General features: G+C 72.0%; 20 protein-coding genes and 2 pseudogenes. 7 read left to right on the plus strand and 15 right to left on the minus strand.

Annotation, left to right across the window (positions count from 1 at the left end):
* Positions 1–57: 57 nt before the first annotated feature.
* The 4 genes and pseudogenes from ACIRFH_RS06775 to ACIRFH_RS06790 all read right to left on the minus strand — a co-directional run.
* A complete protein-coding gene (locus tag ACIRFH_RS06775) occupies positions 58–960 on the minus strand; it encodes an LLM class flavin-dependent oxidoreductase (RefSeq protein WP_403517581.1) in 903 nt (300 codons plus the stop codon).
* A 109-nt stretch (positions 961–1069) separates the two neighbouring features.
* On the minus strand, positions 1070–1618 hold the full coding sequence (locus ACIRFH_RS06780; protein ID WP_403517780.1) for an RNA 2'-phosphotransferase: 549 nt from the start codon (positions 1616–1618) through the stop codon (positions 1070–1072).
* Positions 1619–1743: 125 nt separating this feature from the next.
* Entirely contained in the window at positions 1744–2991 is a 1248-nt protein-coding gene (locus ACIRFH_RS06785) for an SDR family oxidoreductase (RefSeq protein ID WP_403517782.1), read from the minus strand.
* Positions 2912–3655, minus strand: a pseudogene (locus ACIRFH_RS06790) (alpha/beta fold hydrolase); the annotation flags it as partial. The pseudogene ACIRFH_RS06790 and the gene ACIRFH_RS06785, both read right to left, overlap by 80 nt.
* A gap of 95 nt (positions 3656–3750) precedes the next feature.
* Between ACIRFH_RS06790 and ACIRFH_RS06795 the strand changes: the two are divergent.
* The 5 genes and pseudogenes from ACIRFH_RS06795 to ACIRFH_RS06815 all read left to right on the plus strand — a co-directional run bounded on the left by ACIRFH_RS06795 (position 3751) and on the right by ACIRFH_RS06815 (position 7700).
* Complete coding sequence (locus tag ACIRFH_RS06795) at positions 3751–4713, plus strand: ABC transporter ATP-binding protein (RefSeq protein WP_403517583.1); 963 nt, start codon at positions 3751–3753, stop codon at positions 4711–4713.
* Positions 4703–5620, plus strand: a complete 918-nt coding sequence (locus ACIRFH_RS06800; RefSeq protein WP_403517585.1) for an ABC transporter permease — start codon at positions 4703–4705, stop codon at positions 5618–5620. Before ACIRFH_RS06795 ends, ACIRFH_RS06800 begins: the two co-directional genes overlap by 11 nt.
* A 49-nt stretch (positions 5621–5669) precedes the next feature.
* On the plus strand, positions 5670–6581 hold the full coding sequence (locus tag ACIRFH_RS06805) for an ABC transporter ATP-binding protein (RefSeq protein WP_403517587.1): 912 nt from the start codon (positions 5670–5672) through the stop codon (positions 6579–6581).
* A gap of 11 nt (positions 6582–6592) precedes the next feature.
* Complete coding sequence (locus ACIRFH_RS06810; RefSeq protein ID WP_403517588.1) at positions 6593–7312, plus strand: ABC transporter permease; 720 nt, start codon at positions 6593–6595, stop codon at positions 7310–7312.
* Between the two features lie 111 nt (positions 7313–7423).
* A pseudogene (locus ACIRFH_RS06815) lies at positions 7424–7700 on the plus strand (hypothetical protein).
* Positions 7701–8006: 306 nt separating this feature from the next.
* Here ACIRFH_RS06815 and ACIRFH_RS06820 read toward each other — a convergent pair.
* The 9 genes from ACIRFH_RS06820 to ACIRFH_RS06860 form a co-directional block, all read right to left on the minus strand.
* The gene (locus ACIRFH_RS06820) at positions 8007–8849 is read right to left on the minus strand and encodes an HAD family hydrolase (RefSeq protein ID WP_403517590.1); all 843 of its coding nucleotides are present in this window, start codon (positions 8847–8849) and stop codon (positions 8007–8009) included.
* Positions 8846–10123: a serine--tRNA ligase gene (gene serS, locus ACIRFH_RS06825; protein WP_403517592.1), complete on the minus strand. Its 1278-nt coding sequence runs from the start codon at positions 10121–10123 to the stop codon at positions 8846–8848. The genes ACIRFH_RS06820 and serS overlap by 4 nt, the downstream gene beginning before the upstream one ends.
* Positions 10124–10728: 605 nt before the next feature.
* Positions 10729–11661 (minus strand): prephenate dehydratase, encoded by a 933-nt coding sequence (gene pheA, locus ACIRFH_RS06830; RefSeq protein WP_403517594.1) that lies wholly within the window; start codon positions 11659–11661, stop codon positions 10729–10731.
* Positions 11662–11758: 97 nt separating this feature from the next.
* The gene (efeB, locus tag ACIRFH_RS06835) at positions 11759–13084 is read right to left on the minus strand and encodes an iron uptake transporter deferrochelatase/peroxidase subunit (protein WP_403517596.1); all 1326 of its coding nucleotides are present in this window, start codon (positions 13082–13084) and stop codon (positions 11759–11761) included.
* Positions 13085–13092: 8 nt separating this feature from the next.
* Entirely contained in the window at positions 13093–15105 is a 2013-nt protein-coding gene (locus tag ACIRFH_RS06840) for a copper resistance CopC/CopD family protein (protein WP_403517598.1), read from the minus strand.
* A gap of 13 nt (positions 15106–15118) precedes the next feature.
* Positions 15119–15580 (minus strand): copper chaperone PCu(A)C, encoded by a 462-nt coding sequence (locus ACIRFH_RS06845; RefSeq protein WP_403517784.1) that lies wholly within the window; start codon positions 15578–15580, stop codon positions 15119–15121.
* Positions 15580–16230: an SCO family protein gene (locus ACIRFH_RS06850; protein WP_403517600.1), complete on the minus strand. Its 651-nt coding sequence runs from the start codon at positions 16228–16230 to the stop codon at positions 15580–15582. The genes ACIRFH_RS06845 and ACIRFH_RS06850 overlap by 1 nt, the downstream gene beginning before the upstream one ends.
* Before the next feature lie 83 nt (positions 16231–16313).
* Complete coding sequence (locus ACIRFH_RS06855) at positions 16314–17060, minus strand: YcnI family protein (RefSeq protein WP_403517602.1); 747 nt, start codon at positions 17058–17060, stop codon at positions 16314–16316.
* Positions 17061–17218: 158 nt separating this feature from the next.
* A complete protein-coding gene (locus ACIRFH_RS06860) occupies positions 17219–18061 on the minus strand; it encodes a hypothetical protein (protein WP_403517604.1) in 843 nt (280 codons plus the stop codon).
* A gap of 221 nt (positions 18062–18282) precedes the next feature.
* Here ACIRFH_RS06860 and ACIRFH_RS06865 point away from each other — a divergent pair, with 221 nt between their 5' ends.
* The gene (locus tag ACIRFH_RS06865) at positions 18283–18747 is read left to right on the plus strand and encodes an ATP-binding protein (RefSeq protein ID WP_403517606.1); all 465 of its coding nucleotides are present in this window, start codon (positions 18283–18285) and stop codon (positions 18745–18747) included.
* A gap of 115 nt (positions 18748–18862) precedes the next feature.
* On the opposite strand, the gene ACIRFH_RS06870 is transcribed toward ACIRFH_RS06865, so the two are convergent.
* On the minus strand, positions 18863–20347 hold the full coding sequence (locus ACIRFH_RS06870) for an aminopeptidase P family protein (RefSeq protein ID WP_403517608.1): 1485 nt from the start codon (positions 20345–20347) through the stop codon (positions 18863–18865).
* A gap of 99 nt (positions 20348–20446) precedes the next feature.
* The gene (locus ACIRFH_RS06875) at positions 20447–21847 is read right to left on the minus strand and encodes a PP2C family protein-serine/threonine phosphatase (RefSeq protein WP_403517610.1); all 1401 of its coding nucleotides are present in this window, start codon (positions 21845–21847) and stop codon (positions 20447–20449) included.
* 620 nt (positions 21848–22467) lie between these two features.
* Here ACIRFH_RS06875 and ACIRFH_RS06880 point away from each other — a divergent pair.
* Positions 22468–23133 (plus strand): bifunctional DNA primase/polymerase, encoded by a 666-nt coding sequence (locus ACIRFH_RS06880; RefSeq protein WP_403517611.1) that lies wholly within the window; start codon positions 22468–22470, stop codon positions 23131–23133.
* The last annotated feature ends 17 nt before the right edge of the window (positions 23134–23150 follow it).

Consider the following 23150-nt stretch of genomic DNA (forward strand, 5'->3'; position numbering starts at 1 on the left):
CCTTTCCCGGCAGGCGCATCCGTCCCGTCCGTCCGGCCGGATCGTCCTGCTGCGGGGTCACCCCAGTTGTGCCGGCGCCTCCATGGCGATCTCCTCGAAGACCTTGTCGTCCGCCGCGAAGTCCGAGCCGGGGATCGGCCAGTGCACGACGATCTCGGTGAAGCCCAGCTCCCGGTGGCGTCCCGCGAAGTCCACGAACGCGTCCACGGACTCCAGCGGCCGACCGCGGTCCGGTGTGAAGCCGGTGAGCAGCACCTTGTCGAGCTCACCCGCGTCGCGGCCGATCGCGGCGCAGGCGTCGGCCAGCTTCTCGGTCTGCTCCCGCAGGGCACTGACCGACTGCTCCGGAGTGCCGTTCTCGTACAGCTTCGGGTCACCGGTGGTCACCCACGCCTGTCCGTACCGCGCCGCCAGTCGCATTCCGCGCGGCCCGGTGGCGGCCACCGCGAACGGCAGCCGGGGCTGCTGGACACAGCCGGGGATGTTGCGCGCTTCGTGCGCCGAGTAGAAGTCGCCCTGGTACGACACCGCCTCCTCCGTGAGCAGCCGGTCGAGCAGCTGGAGGAACTCGGCGAACCGGTCGGCCCGCTCGCGCGGCGTCCACTGCTCCTGTCCGAGCGCGGTGGCGTCGAAGCCGGTTCCGCCCGCTCCTATCCCCACGGTGACCCGGCCGCCGGAGATGTCATCGAGGGAGATCAGCTCCTTGGCGAGTGTCACCGGGTGCCGGAAGTTCGGCGAGGTGACCAGGGTGCCCAGACGCAGCCGTTCGGTGACCGCCGCCGCGGCGGTCAGTGTCGGCACGGCACCGAACCACGGGCCGTCCCGGAAGCTCCGCCAGGACAGGTGGTCGTAGGTGTACGCGCTGTGGAAACCGAGCTGCTCGGCACGCGTCCAGGTCGAACGGCCGCCGTCGTGCCAGCGGCGGTGGGGGAGGATCACGGTGCTCAGGCGCAGACTCATGCCGCCGAGCCTATGCGGCGGGCCGGGTTTCACGTGAAACGTCCGGGAGGTTTCCCATCACGGTGGGCCCGGTGGTGGGCAGATGCTTCGGGGCGCCGACCGGACGGGGTCAGTGTGTGCCGGGGAAGCGCAGATACCGCGGAGGCACGGCTTTGGTCAGCCAGACCCCGTTCGCACTGACCTGGAAGACATGGCCGTCGCGGTGCATGGTGGCGGCGTCCACCGACAGCACGACCGGCCGGCCGCGGCGGGCGCCGACCCGGGAGGCGGTCTCCCGGTCCGGTGAGAGGTGCACGTCGTGCCGGTTCATGGGGCGCAGGCCCTCGGCGCGGATCGCGTCGAGGGCGCGGGCCACGGTCCCGTGGTAGAGGTACGGAGGCGGGGCCGCCGAGGGCAGCCCGAGTTCCACGTCGACGCTGTGGCCCTGACTGGCCCGGATGCGGGTGCCCTCGACGGCGAAGCGCCGTTTGTCGTTGGTGGCGACCACGTGGTCCAGCTCTTGCCGGGTGATGCGGAAGCCGTGCGCGGCGGCCGCGGCGATCAGTGTGTCGATCTCGACCCAGCCGGCCTCGTCGAGCGTGAGCCCGATGTGGCCCGGCTGGTGCCGCAGATGCTTCGACAGGTACTTCGACACCTTCACGGCGCGTCTGTCGTCCATCTGTTCTCTGTCCATACGGTCAGCGTGCCGAGAGTGACACGCACCACGCCATTGATTTTGTCATCGAGGTTTGATCCACAGACGCATGAGGTTGTCCACAGGTCTCAGAGGCGTTCCTGTGGAAACTACAGCGGCGGCGACACCCGGGCGAGTCTGCGCAGCGCCCCCGGCAGGAAGCGGGAGAGGAGGTGCGCGCCGCGCGCCTCGGGCGTGACCGGGACGACGGCCCGGTCGTGCACCACGGCCTCCAGAATCGCGGAGGCGACCTTCTCCGGGGGGTAGTTGCGCATCCCGTACAGCCGGGCGGTGCGCCGCTGCCGGCGTTTCTCCCCGCGCGTGTCGGCCCCGGCGAAGCGTGCCGTCGAGGTGATGCCGGTGTTGACGATGCCGGGGCAGACCGCCGTGACGCCGATGCCCTGCCCGGCCAGCTCGGCGCGCAGGCACTCGCTGAGCATCAGCACGGCCGCCTTGGAGGTGCTGTAGGCGGGCAGCACCCGGGAGGGCAGGAAGGCGGACGCCGACGCGGTGTTCACGATGTGGCCGCCCTGCCCCCGCTCGGCCATCTGCCGGCCGAAGAGGCGGCACCCGTGGATCACGCCCCACAGATTGACGTCGAGGACCTTCTTCCAGTCCTGCGGCGTGGTGTCGAAGAAGGAGCCCGACAGACCGATCCCGGCATTGTTCACGAGGACGTCCACCACGCCGTACTCCGCGGCGACCCTGGCCGCGAGCTTCTCCATGGACTGCTCGTCGGAGACGTCGGCGGTCTCCGCCCAGGCCTGCCGGGCCCCGGCCGACCGGGACAGCCCGGCGGTGCGGGCCGCGGATGCGGTGTCCCGGTCGACGGCCACCACACGCGCGCCGGCCTCGGCGAACGCCAGCGCCGTCGCCCGTCCGATGCCGCTGCCCGCCCCGGTGACCAGGACCAGCTGGCCGGCGAAGCGGTCGGCGTGCCTGCCGCTCGCCGTCACCTCGGTCCGCCCGTCCTCGACGGCGGTGACGAACTCGGTGATCCAGTCCGCCAGCCGGTCGGGCCGGGTGCGCGGCACCCAGTGCCCCGCGGGCAGCGCGCGGCGGGTCAGCCGCGGCGCCCACTGCTCCAGGTCGTCGTAGAGCCGTTCCGACAGGAACGCGTCACCGAGGGGCGTGACGAGTTGGACGGGCACGTGCGCGTAGGCGTCGTCGCGCGGGTGCCGCAGCCGGGGCCGGACGTTGTCCCGGTACAGCCAGGCCCCGTGCGCGGCGTCCACCGGCAGGGACGCGGTCGGGTAGTCGCCGCCGGGCACCTTCTCCACACGCCGCAGGATTCCCGGCCAGCACCTGCCGAGCGGGCCGCGCCAGGCCAGTTCGGGCAGCACCGGCGTGTGCAGCAGGTAGACGTACCAGGACTTGGCGCCCTGGCCGAGGAGCTGGCCCACCCGGCGGGGGGGTGGGCCGCTCGATCCGCCGGCCGATCCAGTGGCCGAAGTGGTCGAGGGACGGCCCCGACATCGAGGTGAAGGACGCGACGCGGCCCTCGGTGCGCCCGACCGTGACGAACTCCCAGGACTGCACCGAGCCCCAGTCGTGGCCCACCAGGTGCACGGGCCGGTCCGGGCTGACCGCGTCCACGACGGCCAGGAAGTCGTCCGTCAGCTTCTCCAGCGTGAACCCGCCGCGCAGCGGGCTCGGCGCGCTGGACCGGCCGTGGCCCCGCACGTCGTAGGCCACCACGTGGAACCGGCCGGCGAGGCGGGCGGCCACCTCGGACCAGACCTCCTTGCTGTCCGGGTAGCCGTGCACCAGGACGACCGTCGGCCGCCGCGGATCACCCAGCTCGGCCACGCACAGCTCCACCTCGCCCGAGCGCACCCGGCGCTCCCGCGCACCGTCCAGACCCGTCATGCCACCCCGTTCCACCCGTCCCGGCGCCGCCGCTCCGACCGCTCTGCCCGCTCGTCGCGTCACACCGGCGAATCTCCCAGTTGTTAGAACCAACGTCAATAGGGCGGTGGGCGCGGTCCCCGACGCCCGCCCCGTGACCCTCAGGTACCGCATCCCCTACGGGTGTGTACTCCTCGAGTCTGACTCCAAGACGGCTCTCCGGTCTGACGACCGAAGTGGCGGCGGTCACTACCGTCATGGATGTGACTGTGATCGCGACCGAAAGCCTGAGCAAGCGGTTCCCCCGGGTGACCGCGCTCGACCGGCTCTCCGTGGACATCGGACCCGGTGTGACCGGACTCGTGGGTGCCAACGGCGCCGGCAAGTCCACCCTGATCAAGATCCTGCTGGGTCTGTCTCCCGCCACCGAGGGCCGGGCCGAAGTGCTCGGTCTCGACGTCGCCACCAAGGGCGCCGACATCCGTGAGCGGGTCGGCTACATGCCGGAGCACGACTGCCTGCCGCCCGACGTCTCGGCCACCGAGTTCGTCGTCCACATGGCGCGCATGTCCGGCCTGCCGCCGACCGCCGCCCGCGAGCGCACCGCGGACACTCTGCGCCACGTCGGCCTGTACGAGGAGCGCTACCGTCCCATCGGCGGCTACTCGACCGGCATGAAGCAGCGCGTGAAGCTCGCGCAGGCCCTCGTCCACGACCCGCAGCTGGTCTTCCTGGACGAGCCGACCAACGGCCTCGACCCGGTCGGCCGCGACGAGATGCTCGGCCTCATCCGCCGCGTCCACACCGACTTCGGCATCTCGGTCCTCGTCACCTCGCACCTGCTGGGCGAACTGGAACGCACCTGCGACCACGTGGTCGTCGTCGACGGCGGCAAGCTGCTGCGCTCCAGTTCCACCACCGACTTCACCCAGACCACGACGACCCTCGCGATCGAGGTCACCGACACCGACGAGCACCCCGACGGCACCCGCGCGGTCCGCGACGCGCTCCACGCGCGCGGGGTGGCCACCGAGGACGGCAGCGGCCTGCCCGGCGCCGGCCACATCCTGCTGCTCAGCGCGTCGGGCGACGAGACGTACGACCTCGTGCGGGACGTCATCGCGGATCTCGGCCTCGGCCTGGTGCGCATGGAGCAGCGCAGGCACCACATCTCGGAGGTCTTCAAGGACGGCGACGCAGCACGGAAGGAGGCGGTCGGCCATGGCAACTGAACAGCCCCTGCCGGCACCGGCCACGATGCCGGGCGACCAGACCCGCATCCACAACATCGGCTACCGCAACTACGACGGCCCCCGCCTCGGCCGTGCCTACGCCCGCCGCTCCCTCTACTCGCAGTCCCTGCGCGGTGCCTACGGCCTCGGCCGCTCGGCCAAGTCCAAGGTGCTGCCGATGCTCCTGTTCGTGGTGATGTGCCTGCCCGCGGGCATCATGGTCGCCGTCGCGGTCGCCACCAAGGCCGACGAACTGCCCCTGGACTACACGCGCTACGCGATCGTCCTGCAGGCGGTCATCAGCCTCTACGTCGCCTCCCAGGCGCCCCAGTCCGTCTCGCGCGACCTGCGCTTCAAGACCGTGCCGCTCTATTTCTCGCGGCCCATCGAGACGTCCGACTACGTCCGCGCCAAGTACGCGGCACTGGCCTCGGCACTGTTCATCCTGACCGCCACCCCGCTGCTGGTGCTCTACACGGGCGCCCTGCTCGCCAAACTCGACTTCGCGGACCAGACCAAGGGATTCGCACAGGGACTCGTCTCCGTGGCACTGCTCTCGCTGCTCTTCGCCGGCCTCGGCCTGGTCATCGCCTCGGTCACCCCGCGCCGCGGCTTCGGCATCGCCGCCGTCATCGCCGTCCTGACCATCACCTACGGCGCGGTCTCCACGCTCCAGGCCATCGCGGACGTCCAGGACAGCTCCGGATCCATCGCCTGGATCGGCCTGTTCTCGCCGATCACCCTCATCGACGGCGTGCAGTCCGCCTTCCTCGGTGCCACGTCCTCCTTCCCCGGCGGAAGCGGCCCGAGCACCGCGGAGGGCGCGGTGTACGTCCTCGTCACCCTGGGCCTGATCGCCGGCGCCTACGGGCTCCTGATGCGCCGTTACAAGAAGGTGGGACTGTGACCGCCCTCCCGTCGCCCGCCACCACCCTTCCAAGGAATGGGCTGCGCCCATGAGCACTCTTTCCATCGACCACGTCTCCCGCTGGTTCGGCAACGTCGTCGCCGTCAACGACGTCACCATGACGATCGGCCCCGGCGTCACCGGCCTCCTCGGCCCCAACGGCGCCGGGAAGTCCACCCTCATCAACATGATGGGCGGCTTCCTCGCCCCCTCCACCGGCACCGTCACCCTCGACGGACAGCAGGTCTGGCGCAACGAGGCCATCTACAAGCACATCGGTGTCGTCCCCGAGCGGGAGGCGATGTACGACTTCCTCACCGGCCGCGAGTTCGTCCTCGCCAACGCCGAACTGCACGGACTGGGCGCCAAGGCGGCCCAGGAGGCGCTCGCCACCGTCGAGATGGAACACGCGCAGGACCGCAGGATCGCCACGTACTCCAAGGGCATGCGGCAGCGCGTGAAGATGGCCTCCGCCCTCGTCCACCAGCCCTCCCTGCTCCTGCTGGACGAGCCGTTCAACGGCATGGACCCGCGCCAGCGCATGCAGCTGATGGACCTGCTGCGCCGCATGGGCGACGAGGGCCGCACGGTGCTGTTCTCCTCGCACATCCTCGAAGAGGTCGAGCAGCTCGCCTGGCACATCGAGGTCATCGTCGCCGGACGCCACGCGGCCAGCGGCGACTTCCGCAAGATCCGCCGCCTGATGACCGACCGCCCGCACCGCTACCTGGTGCGCTCCAGCGACGACCGGGCCCTCGCGGCGGCACTGATCGCCGACCCGTCGACGTCCGGCATCGAGGTCGACCTCGCCGAGGGCGCGCTGCGCGTCCAGACCGTCGACTTCAGCCGGTTCACGGCCCTGCTGCCCAAGGTCGCCCGCGACCACGGCATCCGGCTGCTCACGGTCTCGCCGTCCGACGAGTCCCTCGAGTCCGTCTTCTCGTATCTCGTCGCGGCGTAGGAGGCCGAAGAATGTACGACCCCACAGTCGCCCGGCTCACCTACCGGGCCCTGCTCGGCCGCCGCCGGGCCCTCATCCTGGGCGCCCTGCCCCTGCTGCTGCTCGTCATCGCCGTGGCGGTGCGGGCCCTCACCGGAGCCGACGACCAGACGGCGTCCGACGTGCTCGGCGGGTTCGCGCTCGCCACCATGGTGCCGATCATCGGCGTCATCGCCGGCACCGGCGCCATCGGCCCCGAGATCGACGACGGCTCTGTCGTGTACCTGCTGTCCAAGCCGATCAAGCGTCCGACGATCATCTTCACCAAGCTGATCGTCGCCATCGCCGTGACCATGGTCTTCTCCGCCGTGCCCACGCTGATCGCCGGACTGATCCTCAACGGCAACGGCCAGCAGGTCGCCGTCGCCTACACGATCGCCGCACTGGTCGCCTCCATCGCCTACGCCGCGCTCTTCCTGCTGCTGGGCACGGTGTCCCGGCACGCGGTGGTCCTCGGACTCGTCTACGCCCTGGTCTGGGAGGCCCTGTTCGGCTCCCTCGTGCCCGGTGCCCGCACCCTGAGCGTCCAGCAGTGGTCGCTGGCCGTGGCGCAGAAGGTCGCCGACGGGAACCTGGTGACCTCCGACGTGGGCCTGCCGACCGCGACGGTGCTGCTGGTCGTGGTCACCGTCCTCGCCACCTGGTACGCCGGCCAGAAGCTGCGGTCGCTGACGCTCGCCGGGGAGGAGTGACCGGGACCCGGTCCCGACGAGTCCTTCACCTCGGCCCGGGCCCACCGGCCGAGGCCCGCGCAAGGGGCGGGCGGGGAACATATGGGGGATGCGGGACCGGGATGGGTCGGGGTGGCGGGCCAGAACCTTCGGCACGACGGCCGCGGACAGCCGGAGGACCACGGCGCGGAGAACGGCGCCCGGGACGGCGAGGGAACCTGGGACGGCCTCGTCCTCGACGAGGAGTTCATACGCGACGCGGGGGCGGCCGAGCCGTCCGCCCGCGCCCGGATGCTCGCCGCCCGACGGCGGCGCGAGGAGCCCGGCCCCCAGCCCTGGCGCTCCGACGATCCGCCCGCCGGATCGGTTCTTCAGCGAGATCCGACGGCGCGGGTGGCGCAGGCGCTGACGCGACGTACGGCCGCTGTTAATCGGTGGCACCCGGCTTGCCCGAGCGGCAGTGTGGTGGGTGCACGAGGCCGGTCGGCGCCGGCGCACGGGCGGCCGCTTCGAGCGCGCGGGAAGTCTCGCGTGGGCCGGCCCGAGGGGACACCGGGGCCGACCGGACCGTCACGGCGCAGCCGGTCACTGCCCTCGGCCGGCCATCGTCCTCGGCCGGTCAGATCCTCGACCGGTCAGATCCTCGACCGGTCACCGCCCTCGACCGGTCACCGCCCCAGTCGGCCACCGCCCCAGCCCGTCACCACACGGGCCCTCAGCGCGACAACCGCTCCAGCACCACGGCGATCCCGTCCTCGTCGTTCGAGGACGTCACCTCGTCGGCCACGGCCTTCAGCTCCTCGTGGGCGTTGGCCATCGCCACTCCCCGGGCGGCCCAGCCGAACATCGGGATGTCGTTGGGCATGTCGCCGAAGGCGATCGTGTCCGCCGCCTTCAGGCCGAGGCGCCGGGCCGCCAGCGACAGCCCCGTCGCCTTCGACAGGCCGAGCGGGAGAAGTTCGACGACACCCGCACCCGCCATCACGACCGTCACGAAGCCACCCGCGGCCTGCCGGGCCGCCTCGGCCAGCTCGTCGTCCGACAGGGTCGGGTGCTGGATGTAGATCTTGTTCAACGGCGCCGACCACAGATCCGCGGCATCGGTGAACGGCACCGCCGGAAGATGACCGCCGACCGCGTAACCCGGGCCCACCAGCACGTCGCCGTCCAGACCGTCGCGGCTCGCCGCCAGATACAGCGGACCGGTCTCCGCCTCGATCTTCGCCAGCGCCACCCCGGCCAGCTGCCGGTCCAGCGTGACCGAGGTCAGCAGCCGGCGCTCACCGGCGTGGTAGACCTGCGCGCCCTGACCGCAGACGGCCAGTCCGTCGTAACCGAGGTCGTCCAGTATGTGCCGGGTCCACGGCACCGAGCGCCCGGTGACCACGATGTGCGCCGCGCCCGCCGCGGTGGCCGCGGCGAGCGCCTCACGGGTGCGCGACGAGATCGTGTCGTCACCGCGCAGCAGCGTGCCGTCGAGGTCGGTGGCGATCAGCCGGTACGGGAAACCACCGGCGGAGCCGGCGTCGGTCCCCGCGGCCGAACCGGTGTCACTCACTTGGCCACCGGCTCCAGGACCTCCCGGCCGCCCAGGTACGGGCGCAGCACCTCGGGCACGCGCACCGAGCCGTCGGCCTGCTGGTGGTTCTCCAGGATCGCCACGATCGTGCGCGGCACCGCGCACAGCGTGCCGTTGAGCGTCGCCAGCGGGCGCACCTTCTTGTCCTCGCGGACGCGGATCGACAGGCGGCGGGACTGGAACTCGGTGCAGTCCGAGGTCGAAGTCAGCTCGCGGTACTTGCCCTGGGTCGGGATCCACGCCTCGCAGTCGAACTTGCGCGACGCCGAGGCGCCCAGGTCGGCGGAGGCGACGTCGATGACCCGGAACGGCAGCTCCAGCGACGTCAGCCACTGCTTCTCCCACTCCAGCAGGCGCTGGTGCTCGGCCTGCGAGTCCTCGGGCAGGACGTAGGAGAACATCTCGACCTTGTCGAACTGGTGCACGCGGAAGATGCCCCGGGTGTCCTTGCCGTGCGAGCCCGCCTCGCGGCGGAAGCAGGGCGAGAACCCGGCGTAGCGCAGCGGCAGCCGGTCGGCGTCGATGATCTCGTCCATGTGGTACGCGGCGAGCGGCACCTCGGACGTGCCGACCAGGTACAGGTCGTCCTTGTCGAGGTGGTAGACGTCCTGGGCGGCCTGCCCGAGGAAGCCGGTACCGGCCATCGACTGCGGGCGCACCAGCGCCGGGGTCAGCATCGGCGTGAAGCCGGCCGCCGTCGCCTGGGCGATCGCCGCGTTGACGAGGGCGAGCTCCAGGAGCGCGCCGACGCCGGTCAGGAAGTAGAAGCGCGAACCGGAGACCTTGGCGCCGCGCTCGACGTCGATGGCGCCGAGCAACTGGCCCAGCTCCAGGTGGTCGCGGGGCTCGAAGCCCTCGGCGGCGAAGTCGCGGTGGGTGCCGTGCGTCTCCAGCGTGACGAAGTCCTCCTCGCCACCGACGGGCACATCGGGGTGGACGAGGTTGCCGAGCCGCTGGAGCAGCTCCTGGGTCTCGGCGTCGGCGGCGTCGCGCTCGGCGTCGGCGGCCTTGACGTCGGCGGCGAGCTGGCTCGCGCGCTTCAGCAGCTCGGCCTTCTCGTCACCGGTGGCCTTGCCGATGAGCTTGCCGAGGCCCTTCTGCTCGGCGCGCAGCTCGTCGAAGCGGACGCCGGACGACCTGCGTCGCTCGTCGGCAGACAGGAGGGAGTCGACGAGCGCGACATCCTCTCCACGGGCACGCTGCGACGCGCGCACACGGTCGGGGTCCTCACGGAGCAGGCGAAGGTCAATCACACGGTCAAGGCTACCGGTGCGCGGTGACGGCTCACGACTCACTATTACCGGCCGCGTTCCACACGCACCGCCATGGGGGAAATGGCGCCTCGTGCGCCCGCCTGTCGGGGCTGTCGAGCCGGCCACGCTTGGCGGATCCGGCGGGCCCGGCGAGTCTGTCAATAAAGGGCGCCCTCTTCCCCGGAAGGATGCAGGCGGCGGGCGCCGGGTTGACTGGACTTCCTTGTGAGGAACGGGACTTGGCCGAGGCTGACAGCTCGGCTGTCCACAGGCTGCATGGCTTGGGAAAAGTTATCCACAGGCTGTGCGAAAGATCTGTGGACTCCGGAATCGGTCATTCCTAAACGGGCAAGCAGGGGCATGTTGGGCGATGAATTCCCGCACCAAACCCCTTGCATGCTCACTTTCGAGTGAAAACAGGCCACTCCGGAGGAGGGAGGGCAAGGAATGGAGGAGCAAGGGGCGGTCTGGGCACCTGTGGACGAAGTGGGTACCCGTGGGTGATTTGTCGATCGAAAGGCGCTTCGTTATCGACTTGTCCCCACGTCGAGAAGTGGGCCTGTGGATAACTTCTGTGGATAACGACGATCAGTGGATACGACCGGTCAGAAACGGCCGTCCTGGCACCGCGCCACCCAGTCGGCCGCCGCGGTGAACTCCTCGTCCGAGGTCCCCCGCCGCAGGGACCTCACATCCGACGGATCGACCCCCGCGCGTGGATACGACCCCAGGAACCGCACCTGGAGGCAGATCCGCTTCAGGCCCATCAGGGCCTCGGCCACCCTCCGGTCGGAGATGTGGCCCTCGGCGTCGATGCAGAAGCAGTAGTTGCCGATGCCGGCGCCGGTCGGCCGGGACTGGAGCAGCATCAGGTTGATGCCCCGGGTGGCGAACTCGCCCAGCAGGTCGCGCAGCCCGCCGGGGTGGTCGTCGCGCTGCCAGAGCACGACGGACGTCTTGTCCGCGCCGGTGGGCGCCGCGGGCCGGGCGGGGCGGCCCACGAGCACGAACCGCGTCTGGGCGTTCTCCGCGTCGTGGATCTCGGACTCGAGGACCTCCAGGCCGTACCGCTCGGCGGCGAACTCACCGGCGAAGGCGGCGTCGTACCGGCCCTCCTGCACGAGGCGGGCGCCGTCGGCGTTGGAGGCTGCCGATTCCCAGACCACGTCGGGCAGGTGCGCCTTGATCCAGTTGCGCACCTGGGGCTGGGCGGCGGGGTGGGCGGTGACCGTCTTGATGTCCGACAGCTTGGTACCGGGACGGACCAGCAGCGCGAAGGTGATGGACAGCAGCACTTCGCGGTAGATCATCAGGGGCTGGCCGGCGACCAGCTCGTCGAGGGTGGTGGTGATGCCGCCCTCGACGGAGTTCTCGATCGGCACGAACGCGGCCTCCGCCTCGCCGACGCGCACGGCGTCGAGCGCGGACTGGACGGACACGTAGGGGACCAGTTCCCGGGTCGCCGCCTCGGGAAGGGTGCGCAGGGCGACTTCGGTGAACGTGCCTTCGGGACCGAGATACGCGTAACTGGCGGGCATGGGACTCACCCTAGTGGCCTCGTCGGACGCTGAGCACGCTTCCCCGGCCCGCCACCCCATGGGGCGACGGGTCCGGGCGACGCGCCCGTGCGGCGGGTCATCCCTCCAGCAACCGCTGCCCCACGTACTCGCCCTCCGCGGCCCCGCCCGGTACGGCGAACAGGCCGCTGGCCTCGTGCCGGATGAACTGTGACAGCGCGTCCCCGCGATCCAGCTTGCGCTGCACCGGTACGAAGCCGCGCAGCGGGTCGGCCTGCCAGCAGATGAAGAGGAGGCCCGCGTCGGGGACGCCGTCGGTGTCGAAGCCGTCGTGGTAGGAGAACGGACGGCGGAGCAGGGTGGCGCCGCCGTTCTGGTCGGGGCGGGTGATGCGGGCGTGTGCGTTGGCCGGGACGACCGGCTTTCCGGACCCGTCCGTCTTCTCCAGGTCCATCTCGGTCGTCTCGGTGCCCCCGGACAGGGGCGCGCCGTCGGACTTGCGGCGTCCGATGACGTCCTCCTGTGCCTTGAGGGAGAGCTTCTCCCAGTCGTCGAGGAGCATGCGGATCCGGCGGACGACGACGTAGGAGCCGTTCGCCATCCACGCGGGCTCGCCCTTCTCGGGCACGAAGATCCGCTGGTCGAAGCCGGGGTCGGTCGGCTTGGGGTTGCGGGTGCCGTCGATCTGGCCCATGAGGTTGCGGGTGGTCATGGGGTGGGCGGTGGCGCCCGGTGAGCGGTTGAAGCCGTTCATCTGCCAGCGGATGCGGGCGGCCGACCCGGCGTCCCGCTGGATCGCGCGCAGTGCGTGGAAGGCGACCAGGGCGTCGTCGGCGCCGATCTGCACCCACAGGTCGCCGTTGCTGCGGGCCTTGTCGAGGTGGTCGGAGGAGAAGTCGGGCAGGGGATCGAGGGACGCCGGGCGCTGCTGTTCCAGTCCGGTTCGGCCGAAGAAGCTGTGGCCGAAGCCGAAGGTGACGGTCAGGGAGGAGGGCCCCGCGTCCCGGGCGACGTCCGTGTCACCGGTTCCGGCCGGGTCGCCCGCCATCAGCCGCCGGGCGGTGTCGGACCAGCGGCGCAGCAGTGCGGTGGCCTCCTTGCGTCCGGCGCCCGGCTTCAGGTCGAAGGCGGCGAGGTGTCCGCGGGCCTGCATCGGGGTGGTGATGCCGGGCTGATGTTTCCCGTGAAACATCACCTGCTCGCTGCCCAGCGAGGTGAGCGGCGTGGCCGCGGAGGTCGCCGAGGAGGAGGGTGCGGCGGCGTATCCCACGGCGCCGCCCGCCGCGCCGAGCGCGAGCCCGGTGGCACCGGCGGTGCCGAGGAGCCTGCGCCGTGAGATGCCCTCGCGGGGGGCGGTGTCGCCGGTGTCGTGCGGGCCGGGCCCGGCGGGTGCCCCGGGCGTCGTTCCGTGGGGGCGGGCCTCCGGGAGGGACTGGTCAGCCATGGTGCGGTTCAGCCGATCTGCGCGTTCTTGGAGATGGTCACCTGGTCGATGTCGGAGGTGCGTACGGTGACGGCGATCTTCCAGTCGCCGGCCATCGGGAGCTGCACTCCGCTCGCCGACCAGTGTCCGGTGGTGATGTGGTCGGGGACGACGGGCAGGGGCCCGAGGTCCTTGGCCTCCAGGGTGAAGGCGACCTTGATCTCGGGGAGGTCGACGGCGCGGCCGTCCGGGTCCTCGACGTAGAGGTGCATGTCGTTGTCGCCGGTCCGGGCGGGGACGAGCTCGACCCGTACGACACCCTTGCCGTTCGCGCTTCCGGTGTCGAAGGGCATGTCCAGGGTCACGGTTCCGGACGCCGCGGTGGACGAGGAGGCGGGGGAGCGGTCTGCGGCCCGGGCTTCCTGTTCGGTGCGTCCGGGTTCGGTCTGGGTCAGCACGGTGGTGACGGCGAGCAGGACGACGGCGATGCCCGCCTCGGTGAGGACGGACCGGCGCAGTCCGATGCGGTGGGGGTCGGCGTCCCGCAGCCGTTTCTTCCGGGCGGTGTCCATGGCGGCCCGCTGCCGGGCGAGCTGGGCGGCGCGCTGGGAACCGCCGGAGCCCTTCGACGCCCCGAAGCCACCGGAGCCACCGGAATCCTTCGAGTTCTTCGACGCTCCGGAGCCGCCCGCCGTCTCCTTCCCCCGGCCGCCGGCCACGCCGGCCCGCTGCTTCTCCCGCTCCGGGGCGACGGCCGACGCTGTCCCGGCCAGCTGTGCGGTCCACCGCCGCGAGAGGTACGCGACGCCGACCATCACCGCGACGAGAGCGATCTTGACGAGGAGCAGTTGCCCGTACCGGGTGTCGGTGAACGCGGACCAGGAGCCGAGCTGGCGCCAGGACTGGTAGACGCCGGTCACCACGAGCACGACCACGCTGCCGAAGGCGACGCGGGAGAACCGGCGTACGGCGGAGGCGGGGACGGGGGTGTCGGCGGGGGCCCGGTACAGGGCGACGATCAGGGCGGTGAGACCGCCGAGCCAGCCGGCGACGGCCAGCAGGTGGAGGACGTCGACCGGCATGGCGAGGCCGGCCTGGAGGCCGACGGAGGCGTGCTCGGACAGCGCCCAGGTCGCCGCGATCCCGGCGGCCACGACGGTCCCGCCGGCCGCGAGCCCGAAGGTGAGGTCCCGTTTCTCCGCGTCCTCGCTCGCATCGGGCCCCCGGCGTGCAGTGCCGTCGTGCAGGGGGGTGGGGGACGGGCGGGAGTAGGCGCCGAAGAGCACGGCGATGAACAGTGCCGCCGCGGCGAGCAGCAGCAGCCGGGAGACCAGGAAGGCGCCGCTCTTGGTCTGCAGGGCCTGTCCGAGCAGGTTCAGGTCGAAGACGTCGCCGAGCTTCCCGGAGCCGGTGTAGGAGCCGCGCAGCAGGAGCAGCAGGAGGGTGGCGGCGGTGAGCGCGAGCCATCCGGTGACGACGAGCCGTTGCAGGGGCCGTACTCCGGAGCCGCGTGGCCAGCAGGCGAGGACGAAGGCGGCGCCGCCGGCCAGGACGACGAATCCGGCGTAGGAGACGTACCGTCCGAGGCCGTACAGCAGGCCGACGACGCCGCCGCCCGCTTCCTGGCCGTCGACCGGGACGGAGGTCTTGGAGGGGGCGCCGATGGAGAAGGTGTAGGCGCCGGAGACGGGGTGGCTGTCGGCGGAGACGACCTGGTAGGCCACGGTGTAGGTGCCGTCGGGCAGGCCCGCGTGCAGGGCCACGGCGTACGTCGTGCCGCCCTTGCCGGCGGGTCGGCCGTCGTCGACGCGCCGGCCCTCGGGGTCGAGGACGCGCAGCGAGTCGTCGTCCAGGGAGACCGTCTCGGAGAAGGTGAGCGACACCTGGGCCGGGGCCTTGTCGACCACCGCCCCCTGCCGGGGGTCGCTGCCGGTCAGCGCGGCGTGCGCGGAGGCCGGGCCGGCGGCGGTGAGCAGCGCGCAGACCGTGGCCAGGAGCAACAGTGCCAGGGTCCGCACGCGCGGGGCGGTGGTCCGGGTCAAGGTGGTCCCTCCCTCAGTGTCCGGTGTGTCCGGCGGTGGGTCGGTACGTGGCCGGCTTCACCGGCATCTCGACCGTGACGGGGTCGGAGTGGGCGAAGTGGAGCTCGACGGAGACCGTCTCACCCTGTTCGGGCCGGTGTGTCAGCTTTTCGAACATCAGGTGGTTGCCGCCGCTCTCCAGCACGAGTTCGCCGCGGGCGGGGACGGGCAGGCGGTCGACCCGCTTCATCGTGCCGCCGACGGTCTCGTGGACGGTGACCTCGCCGGCCGCGCTGGTGACGGACGTCAGCTCGTCCTCGGCGTCGCCCTTGTTGGCGATGGTGAGGAAACCGGCGGCCATCGTGTCGGAGACCGGCTGCGGCATGTAGGCGGCCTCGACGGAGAGTTCGGCGGCCGCGTCGGAGCCGGAGCCGTCGCAGCCCGCGAGGACCAGGGCGCCGATCACCGCCGCGGCGGCCACGGCGGGGCGGCGGATCACGGGTTCTCCCCCTTGATCAGCTTGGGGAGGTCCTTGGTGTAGTCGTCGACGGTGGCGTCCTTGTTGTAGAGGACGTAACCGGCGTCGGTCTTCGGGGAGAAGGCGATGACCTGGGTGCCGTGGGTCGAGACGACGTTGCCGTCCTTGTCCTTGGTCGGCGGGTCGATGGAGATGCCGAGGGTGCGGGCGCCGGCCTGGACGGTGGCGAAGTCGCCGGTCAGGCCGGTGATCTGGGGGTCGATTCCCTTGAGCCAGGTGCCGAGTGCGGCGGGGGTGTCCCGCTCGGGGTCGGTGGTGACGAACACGATGCGCAGCTCGTCCTGCTCGGCCCGCGGCAGCTGCTTCTTGGCCACCGCGATGTTGTTCATGGTCAGCGGGCACACGTCGGGGCAGTGGGTGTAGCCGAAGTAGATCAGGGTGGGTTTGCCCGCGGTCTGCTCGCGGAGGTCGTACTGCTTGCCCCGGGTGTCGGTGAGGACCAGGTCCGGCTTCTCGAACGGCTTGTCGAGGACGGTGGCCGCCTGCCGGCTGGTGTCCTCGGAGACCACGGTGACGGGCTTGTCGCTGTCACCGCCGCTGCCGCAGGCGGAGAGGGTCAGGGTGGCGGCGGCGAGCAGCGCGGCCGCGGCGAAAGTCTTCTTGCGCATAGAGAAATGTCCCAGATGTGGTGTGCACCGGTGGGTGCCGGGGTCCGCGAACGGGCCCCGGCGCCCACCGGCGGGGGGTGCGGTTACGCCGAGGCGCCGGTGTCCCGGCGGCGGCCGGCGAGGACGCCGTAGGCGACGCCCGCCGCGCCGACGACGATGCCGGCGATGCCGAGGACGCGGGCGGTGGTGTCGCTGCCGTCGCCGGAGTCGGCGGAGGTGTCGGCAGCGGTGTGCTGGGCGGTGGACTCGGCGTCGGTGCCGGTCTTCGCGCCCGTCGCGCCGTGGGCGTCGCCCTCGGCGGCGGTCAGTTCGAGCACGGGCGCCGGGTTGTCGGGCTCCTCCTGGCCCTTCTGCGGCACCTCGATCCAGCGCACGACCTCCTTGTTGGAGTACGTCTGGATCGCCTTGAAGACCAGCTGGTCGGTGTCCTCGGGCAGGGCGCCGACGGACAGCGGGAACTTCTGGAAGTAGCCGGGCTGGATGCCCTTGTCCTCTGCGGTCCAGGTCACCTTGGTGACGACCTCGGTGATCTGCTTGCCGTGCGACTCCAGCGGCTTGGCCGGCTTGGACTTGGTGACCTCGGCCTTCCAGCCGGGGACCGGCTGCGGCATCACGGACGCCAGCGGGTGGTCGGCGGGGATGGTGACCTCCAGCTCGGTGGTGGAGGCGTTGTCCCGCTCGTTGGGGACCTTGAAGTCGACGACCGCGTAGCCGCCCTTGGCGGCCTTGCCCTCCGGCTGCACGCTGACGTGAGCGAAGGCGGGGACGGACAGGGCGAGGACGGCGATGCCGGCCGCGGAGCCGACGGCGGCGATACGGGAAATCTTCATGAACGGAGTACTCCGCTTCGTGTGATGACCGGCGGGGAGCCGGTGTCAGGAGTGATCAGGGGGATGCGCGCACGCGCGCGTGCCGCACGACGGCGGCCCCTCCTGCGTCACTCCGGCCCGAAGGCGGAAGCGGGTCGGCGGTCGGTGGTCGCGTCGTGTCAGGCGGCGAGGACGAAGGCGCTCGGCGGACCGCGTCTGATCACCGTGTGCTGGAGGGCGGTGGTGCGCGGGCGCGCCGGTGCGAGCAGAGCGGTGCGCGGCGGGCGCGGTCCCGTGCGGGGCGCGCCCGCGAGCCCGCGGTGCAGGGCGCATACCAGTGCGAGCGCGGCGCGCAGGGCGCGGACGAGCGCTCCCTCGGCCATCGACTGGGCGGAGTGCGCCGACAGTGCGACGAGCCGTGCCACGGCCAGGTCCCCGCGTCGCAGCAGCCAGCCGGCGGCGAGTGCCGCGAGGACGTGACCGAGCAGCATCGGCAGGGACGGCAGCAGTGAGGCGGAGGAACCGGCGGCGGTGGACAGGGTGTCCGCCGGGTGGTGGGCCGCGCCGGTGCGGGCGCCGGAACCCGGCGCGAGCCGAGCGTCGGTGAGGATCCGCTGGGCCTGGACCGGGCTGATCGCCGCGGCGGTGGTCCCGCAGACCAGACGTGCGGCCTGCCGGACCAGCGAGGCGTCGGACAGCGGACCCGCACCACCGGGGGACGCCGCCGTCGTGGCCGCCGCGGCCCCGTGCTGGCCGAGCCCGAACACCGTGTGCAGGGCGGTCTGGCCGACCGCGAGCAGCACCGCGATCCCGGGCAGCGAACGCTCACGTCCGGCGAGGGGTGCGGCGACCAGGACCGCCCCGAGGAATCCCGCGCCCAGTGTCCACAGGGGGACGGTGGCGCAGGAGGCGAAGGTGTGCCCCGCAGCGGCCAGCACGACGCAGACCGCGGCGAACACCGCGGCCCGCAGGATCCGGAGATCGTTCCCGGAGCGCGCCGAAGGCGGGTGGGGGGCAGTCATGGCGGGCTCATCATCGCACTGGCGGCCCCCGCGCCGTACGGCAGGTCCGCAAGATGCCGTACGACCGGATGGTCGCTCTTGGTACGAGCCGTCCCACATACACCGGTCACCGGGGCGGTCGCATCCGCCGTCCGGGCGGTTCGGTGCGGACACTGCGCTTACGCCCGTACACGAGGGGCAATACGTAACGGTATGTCGAGCCGCGGCCGGGAGGCTGGAGCATGAGCATCTGGTGGTCACTCCATTTGCGGCGCGAGGCTGCGAGCGTGCCGCTGGCCCGCCGCCTGCTGCTCGGCACGATGGAGACCGCGGGCGTCGACCCCGACATCTCCTTCGACCTCTCCGTCGCCCTCAGCGAGGCCTGTGCCAACGCCGTGGAGCACGGTGGGGACGACGGCCCCGGCAGTCCCTCGGACGCGTATCGCGTCACGGCCTACCTCGACGGCGAGCGGTGCCGCATCGAGGTCGCCGACACGGGGCCCGGCTTCGACGCGGGTGCCTCCGGCCGGCCGGGCACGCCGGCCCGTCCGGTGCCCGCCGACGCCGAGCACGGGCGCGGCCTGTGTCTCATCCGGGAACTCGCCGACCACGTCCACATCGGCGGCACGCCGGGCCGATCCGGGGCCGTGGTGAGCTTCGACAAGATCCTCAAGTGGCGGGAGGACGCCCCCCTCGTGGCGGTGTGACGGGCGTGGCCGGGGCTCGGGCCCGCGGTCGGCCGGAGCCTGCCGACGGCGGCGAGCCCCCGGGGAACGCCGATGGCCGGGCACCTGGTGCGGTGCCCGGCCATCAGTTCGAAGATCAGCCCTTCAGAGCGGCCATCCACGCCTCGACCTCGTCCGACCGGCGCGGCAGGCCGGCGGACAGGTTCCGGTTGCCGTCCTCGGTGACGAGGATGTCGTCCTCGATGCGGACGCCGATGCCCCGGTACTCCTCGGGCACGGTCAGGTCGTCGGCCTGGAAGTACAGGCCGGGCTCGACGGTGAGGACCATGCCGGGCTCCAGGGTGCCGTCGACGTAGGACTCCACGCGCGCGGCGGCGCAGTCGTGGACGTCCATGCCGAGCATGTGGCCGGTGCCGTGCAGCGTCCAGCGGCGCTGCAGGCCCAGCTCCAGCACCCGCTCGACCGGGCCCTCGACCAGGCCCCACTCGACGAGCCGCTCGGCCAGCACGCGCTGGGCGGCGTCGTGGAAGTCGCGGTACTTGGCGCCCGGCTGCACGGCCGCGATGCCGGCCTCCTGGGCGTCGTACACGGCGTCGTAGATCTTCTTCTGCAGCTCGCTGTAGCGGCCGCTGACCGGCAGCGTGCGCGTGACGTCCGCCGTGTAGTACGTGTGCGTCTCCACACCCGCGTCGAGCAGCAGCAGGTCGCCGGAGCGGACCGGGCCGTCGTTGCGGACCCAGTGCAGGGTGCAGGCGTGCGGGCCGGCGGCGGCGATGGTGCCGTAGCCGACGTCGTTGCCCTCGACGCGCGCGCGGAGGAAGAACGTGCCCTCGATGTAGCGCTCGCTGGTCGCCTCGGCCTTGTCGAGGACCTTCACGACGTCCTCGAAGCCGCGCACGGTGGAGTCGACGGCCTTCTGCAGCTCGCCGATCTCGAAGTCGTCCTTGACGAGGCGGGCCTCGGAGAGGAAGACGCGCAGTTCCTCGTCGCGCTCGGCGGTGACCTTGTCGGTCAGGGCCGCCTCGATGCCGGCGTCGTACCCGCGCACGACGCGCACCGGGCCGGTGGCCTCGCGCAGCGTGCCGGCCAGCTCGCGCACGTCGGAGGCGGGGATGCCGTACAGCTGCTCCGCCTCGGTGAGGGAGTGGCGGCGGCCGACCCACAGCTCGCCCTGGCCGCTCAGCCAGAACTCGCCGTTCTCGCGGTCGGAGCGGGGCAGCAGGTAGATCGTGGCCTCGTGGCCCTCGCCCCTGGGCTCCATGACCAGAACGCCGTCCTCGGTCTGGTTGCCCGTGAGGTAGGCGTACTCGACGGAGGCGCGGAAGGCGTACTCGGTGTCGTTGGAGCGGGTCTTCAGGTTGCCCGCGGGGATCACCAGGCGCTCACCGGGGAAGCGCGCGGACAGCGCGGCCCGGCGGGCGGCGGTCTCGGCGGCCTGGGCGATCGGCTCCAGGTCGCGCAGCTCCGTGTCGGCCCAGCCGGACTTCATGTTCTCGGCCAGCTCGTCGGACACGCCCGGGTACAGGCCGTTCTTGCGCTGCTTGATCGGCTCGTCGCCCGTCGCGTCAGCGGCATCTTCAAGCACAGCGTCCGGGGTCTCCGGGGTGAGCTCCTCCGCCACGGTCATCCTCCTTGATACGGCACTGGACCACCCCCCATCGTACGGTCGTACGGAAGGGGGCCCGGGGCCGAAGGGCCCGTTGCACCGCGCGGCGGCGCGTCACTGCTCGAAGCGGGCCGCCAGCAGCACCACGTCCTCCTCGGAGTCCGCCTCGTCCGCGCCGTCCGGCAGCACCGTGCGCAGCACGTGGTCGGCGACGGCGTCCGGGTCGTGGCGCTTGGCCCGCGGTACGCCGGCCGCCGCTGCGTGCAGCCGGGCGAAGGCGCGGTCCATCGGGTCGCCGGTGCGGCGCAGCAGCCCGTCGGTGTACAGCAGAACCGTCTCTCCGGGTTCGGCGTGGACCTCCACGCTCGGCGCCTCCCAGCAGGCGAGCATGCCCAGCGGCGCGGAGACGGAGGTCTCCACGAACTCGGTGCGCCGCTCGCCGATCAGCAGCGGCGGGCTGTGCCCGGCACCGGCCAGGGTGATGCGGCGCAACGTCGGCTCGCAGTAGCCGAACAGGGCGGTGGCCGAGCGGGCGGGTTCGGTGAGCCGTAGCAGCAGTTCCAGGTCGGACAGGACCGCGACCGGGTCCTCGCCCTCCATCACGGCGTACGCCCGCAGGGACGCGCGCAGCCGCCCGGTGGCGGCCACGGCGCCGGGGCCGGAACCGGTGACGGAGCCGACGGCCAGGCCGAGCGCGGCGTCCGGCAGCGGCAGGGCGTCGTACCAGTCGCCGCCGCCGCGCGGGCCGGTGCGGCGGCGGGCGGCGAGCTGCACACCGGGGACCCTGGGCAGACGCGGGGGGAGCAGTTCCTCCGCCATGGTCGCCATGCACGCGCGCGTGCGCTCGGTCTCCAGGAGCCGGGCGAGGTGTTCGGCGGCGTACCGGGCGTACAGCCCGGCGAGGTGACGCTGCCGCTCGCGCGGTTCGGCGGGTTCGTCGTAGAGCCACACGGCGGCCCCGAGGCGCCCGGCGCGCTCGGTGGCCAGGGGGAGGGCGTAGCTGGCGGCGTAGCCGATGCGGGCGGCGACCTCGCGGTGGCGCGGGTCGAGGCCCTCCTCGGCGAACAGGTCGGGTTCGGCGATGCCGCCCTCGGCGACGGGCAGCCCCTCCAGGATCCGTCCGTACGACAGCGAGCTGCGCGGCACCGTCTCGATGTGGCCGAGGTCGGCGCGGGCCAGTCCCAGGCCGGTGGTGCTGTCCGGGCCGAGCCCGTCGGACGGTTCCAGGACGACGAGACCGCGCCGGGCGCCCACCAGGGCGGCACCGGCGCGCAGCAGTTCCTGCAGTGCTTCGGCGAGGCAGTCCGTGCGGACCAGGCGCTCGGTCAGCTCGTGCAGGGTCGTCAGGTCCGACACCCAGCCGGCCAGCCGGTCCTGGAGCAGGGCGCCCGGCGCACCCGGGGCGTTCGGCGGAGCGGCCGGGGAGGAACCCGCGGCAGCGGACGCGACAGTGTGTGCGGGGGACGGCACAGTTGAATCGATTCCAGCCACTTTCGCAGGGTGCGGGGCGTTCATGATGTCCGGCTTTCCGACCGGTGCTTACTGCTCAAAAGCATCGCAAACCCCCATGTCATTCTGCGCCGCCGGCAGTGTCTCCACATGTACACGCACTCGTAAGGAGATGTCCAGCATTGTCCTGCTGGGATTCCTGGTGTCCGTGGGGCGTGAGTGGTCTCCTCTCCATATCCCTTACGGAAAGCCGAAGTTGGCTTGAAACTGCCCCAGAGGATGTCTTGTTGCGGTCTTCTGGGGGTGCTCCACGGAGCGTCACAGCGGTCGTGATGGGTACGTACTCGGTGAAGACCAGGGGTGGCCGTGAGTCACCCGGAACCTGGCTGCGGACCCGGGCGTCCTATCCACCGACGACCGTGCCCCATCCTCCCGTGGCGGAGGCGCAGAGAAATACGCGGGGCGGCAAACGCCAGAATTCGCCACCCTCGCGCCAGGCCCATGCTCGTGATGGACGCAGTATGGACGCAGCCGCCGCGGACGCAGTCAGAGCTCGGCCCACAGGGGTTTCCCTTGCCCGCGGCAGGGGTGTGATGCGCCACCAGCTACGCACAGCGAAGTGATCGACACATGATGTGAGACGACCACGGTGTTGCCAGGCGTGCAACGGAAAGGAACGAGCGCTCATGCGCGAGATCCTCGGAAGGCGACGCAGGCTCCTGTCCCGGCGAGGCGGCGGGCGGCCTGAGCTGATCGGCGCGGCCCTGACCTACGCGACGCAGTGGCAGTGGCCCGTGCTCCCGGGCGCGGCGCCCGACCCGCAGGCGCGCTCGCGCTGCGGCTGTCCCGACGCCGAGTGCACGGTGCCCGGCGCGCACCCCTTCGACCCCGGCCTCCTCGCCGCCACCACGGACGAGCGGATGGTGCGCTGGTGGTGGACCAACCGGCCGACGGCGCCGATCGTCCTGGCCACCGGGGGCAGCGCCCCGTGCGCCGTCTCCCTGCCCGCCCTGCCGGCCGCCCGCGCCCTGACCGCGCTCGACCGCGCCGGTCTGCGGATCGGCCCGGTCGTCGCCTCGCCCACCCGCTGGTCGCTGCTGGTCCGGCCGTACTCCATGGAGCAGCTGGGCGAACTGCTCTACGCCAAGGACTTCGTCCCCGGCTCCCTGCGCTTCCACGGTGAAGGCGGCTACCTCGCCCTGCCGCCGTCCGGGACCGGCCGGGGCGATGTCCGCTGGGAGCGGGCGCCGCTGCCCGGCTCCGCCTCGCCCTGGGTGCCCGACGTGGAGGCCGTGGTGGACGCGGTGGTCGACGCCCTCACCCGTACGGGTGTGAGCGCGCCCGAGTCGTAGGGGTGTCGGGCGCGCGC

Origin of the sequence: Streptomyces sp. NPDC093586 (assembly GCF_044764905.1) — a bacterium.
Taxonomy (GTDB): Bacteria; Actinomycetota; Actinomycetes; order Streptomycetales; family Streptomycetaceae; genus Streptomyces.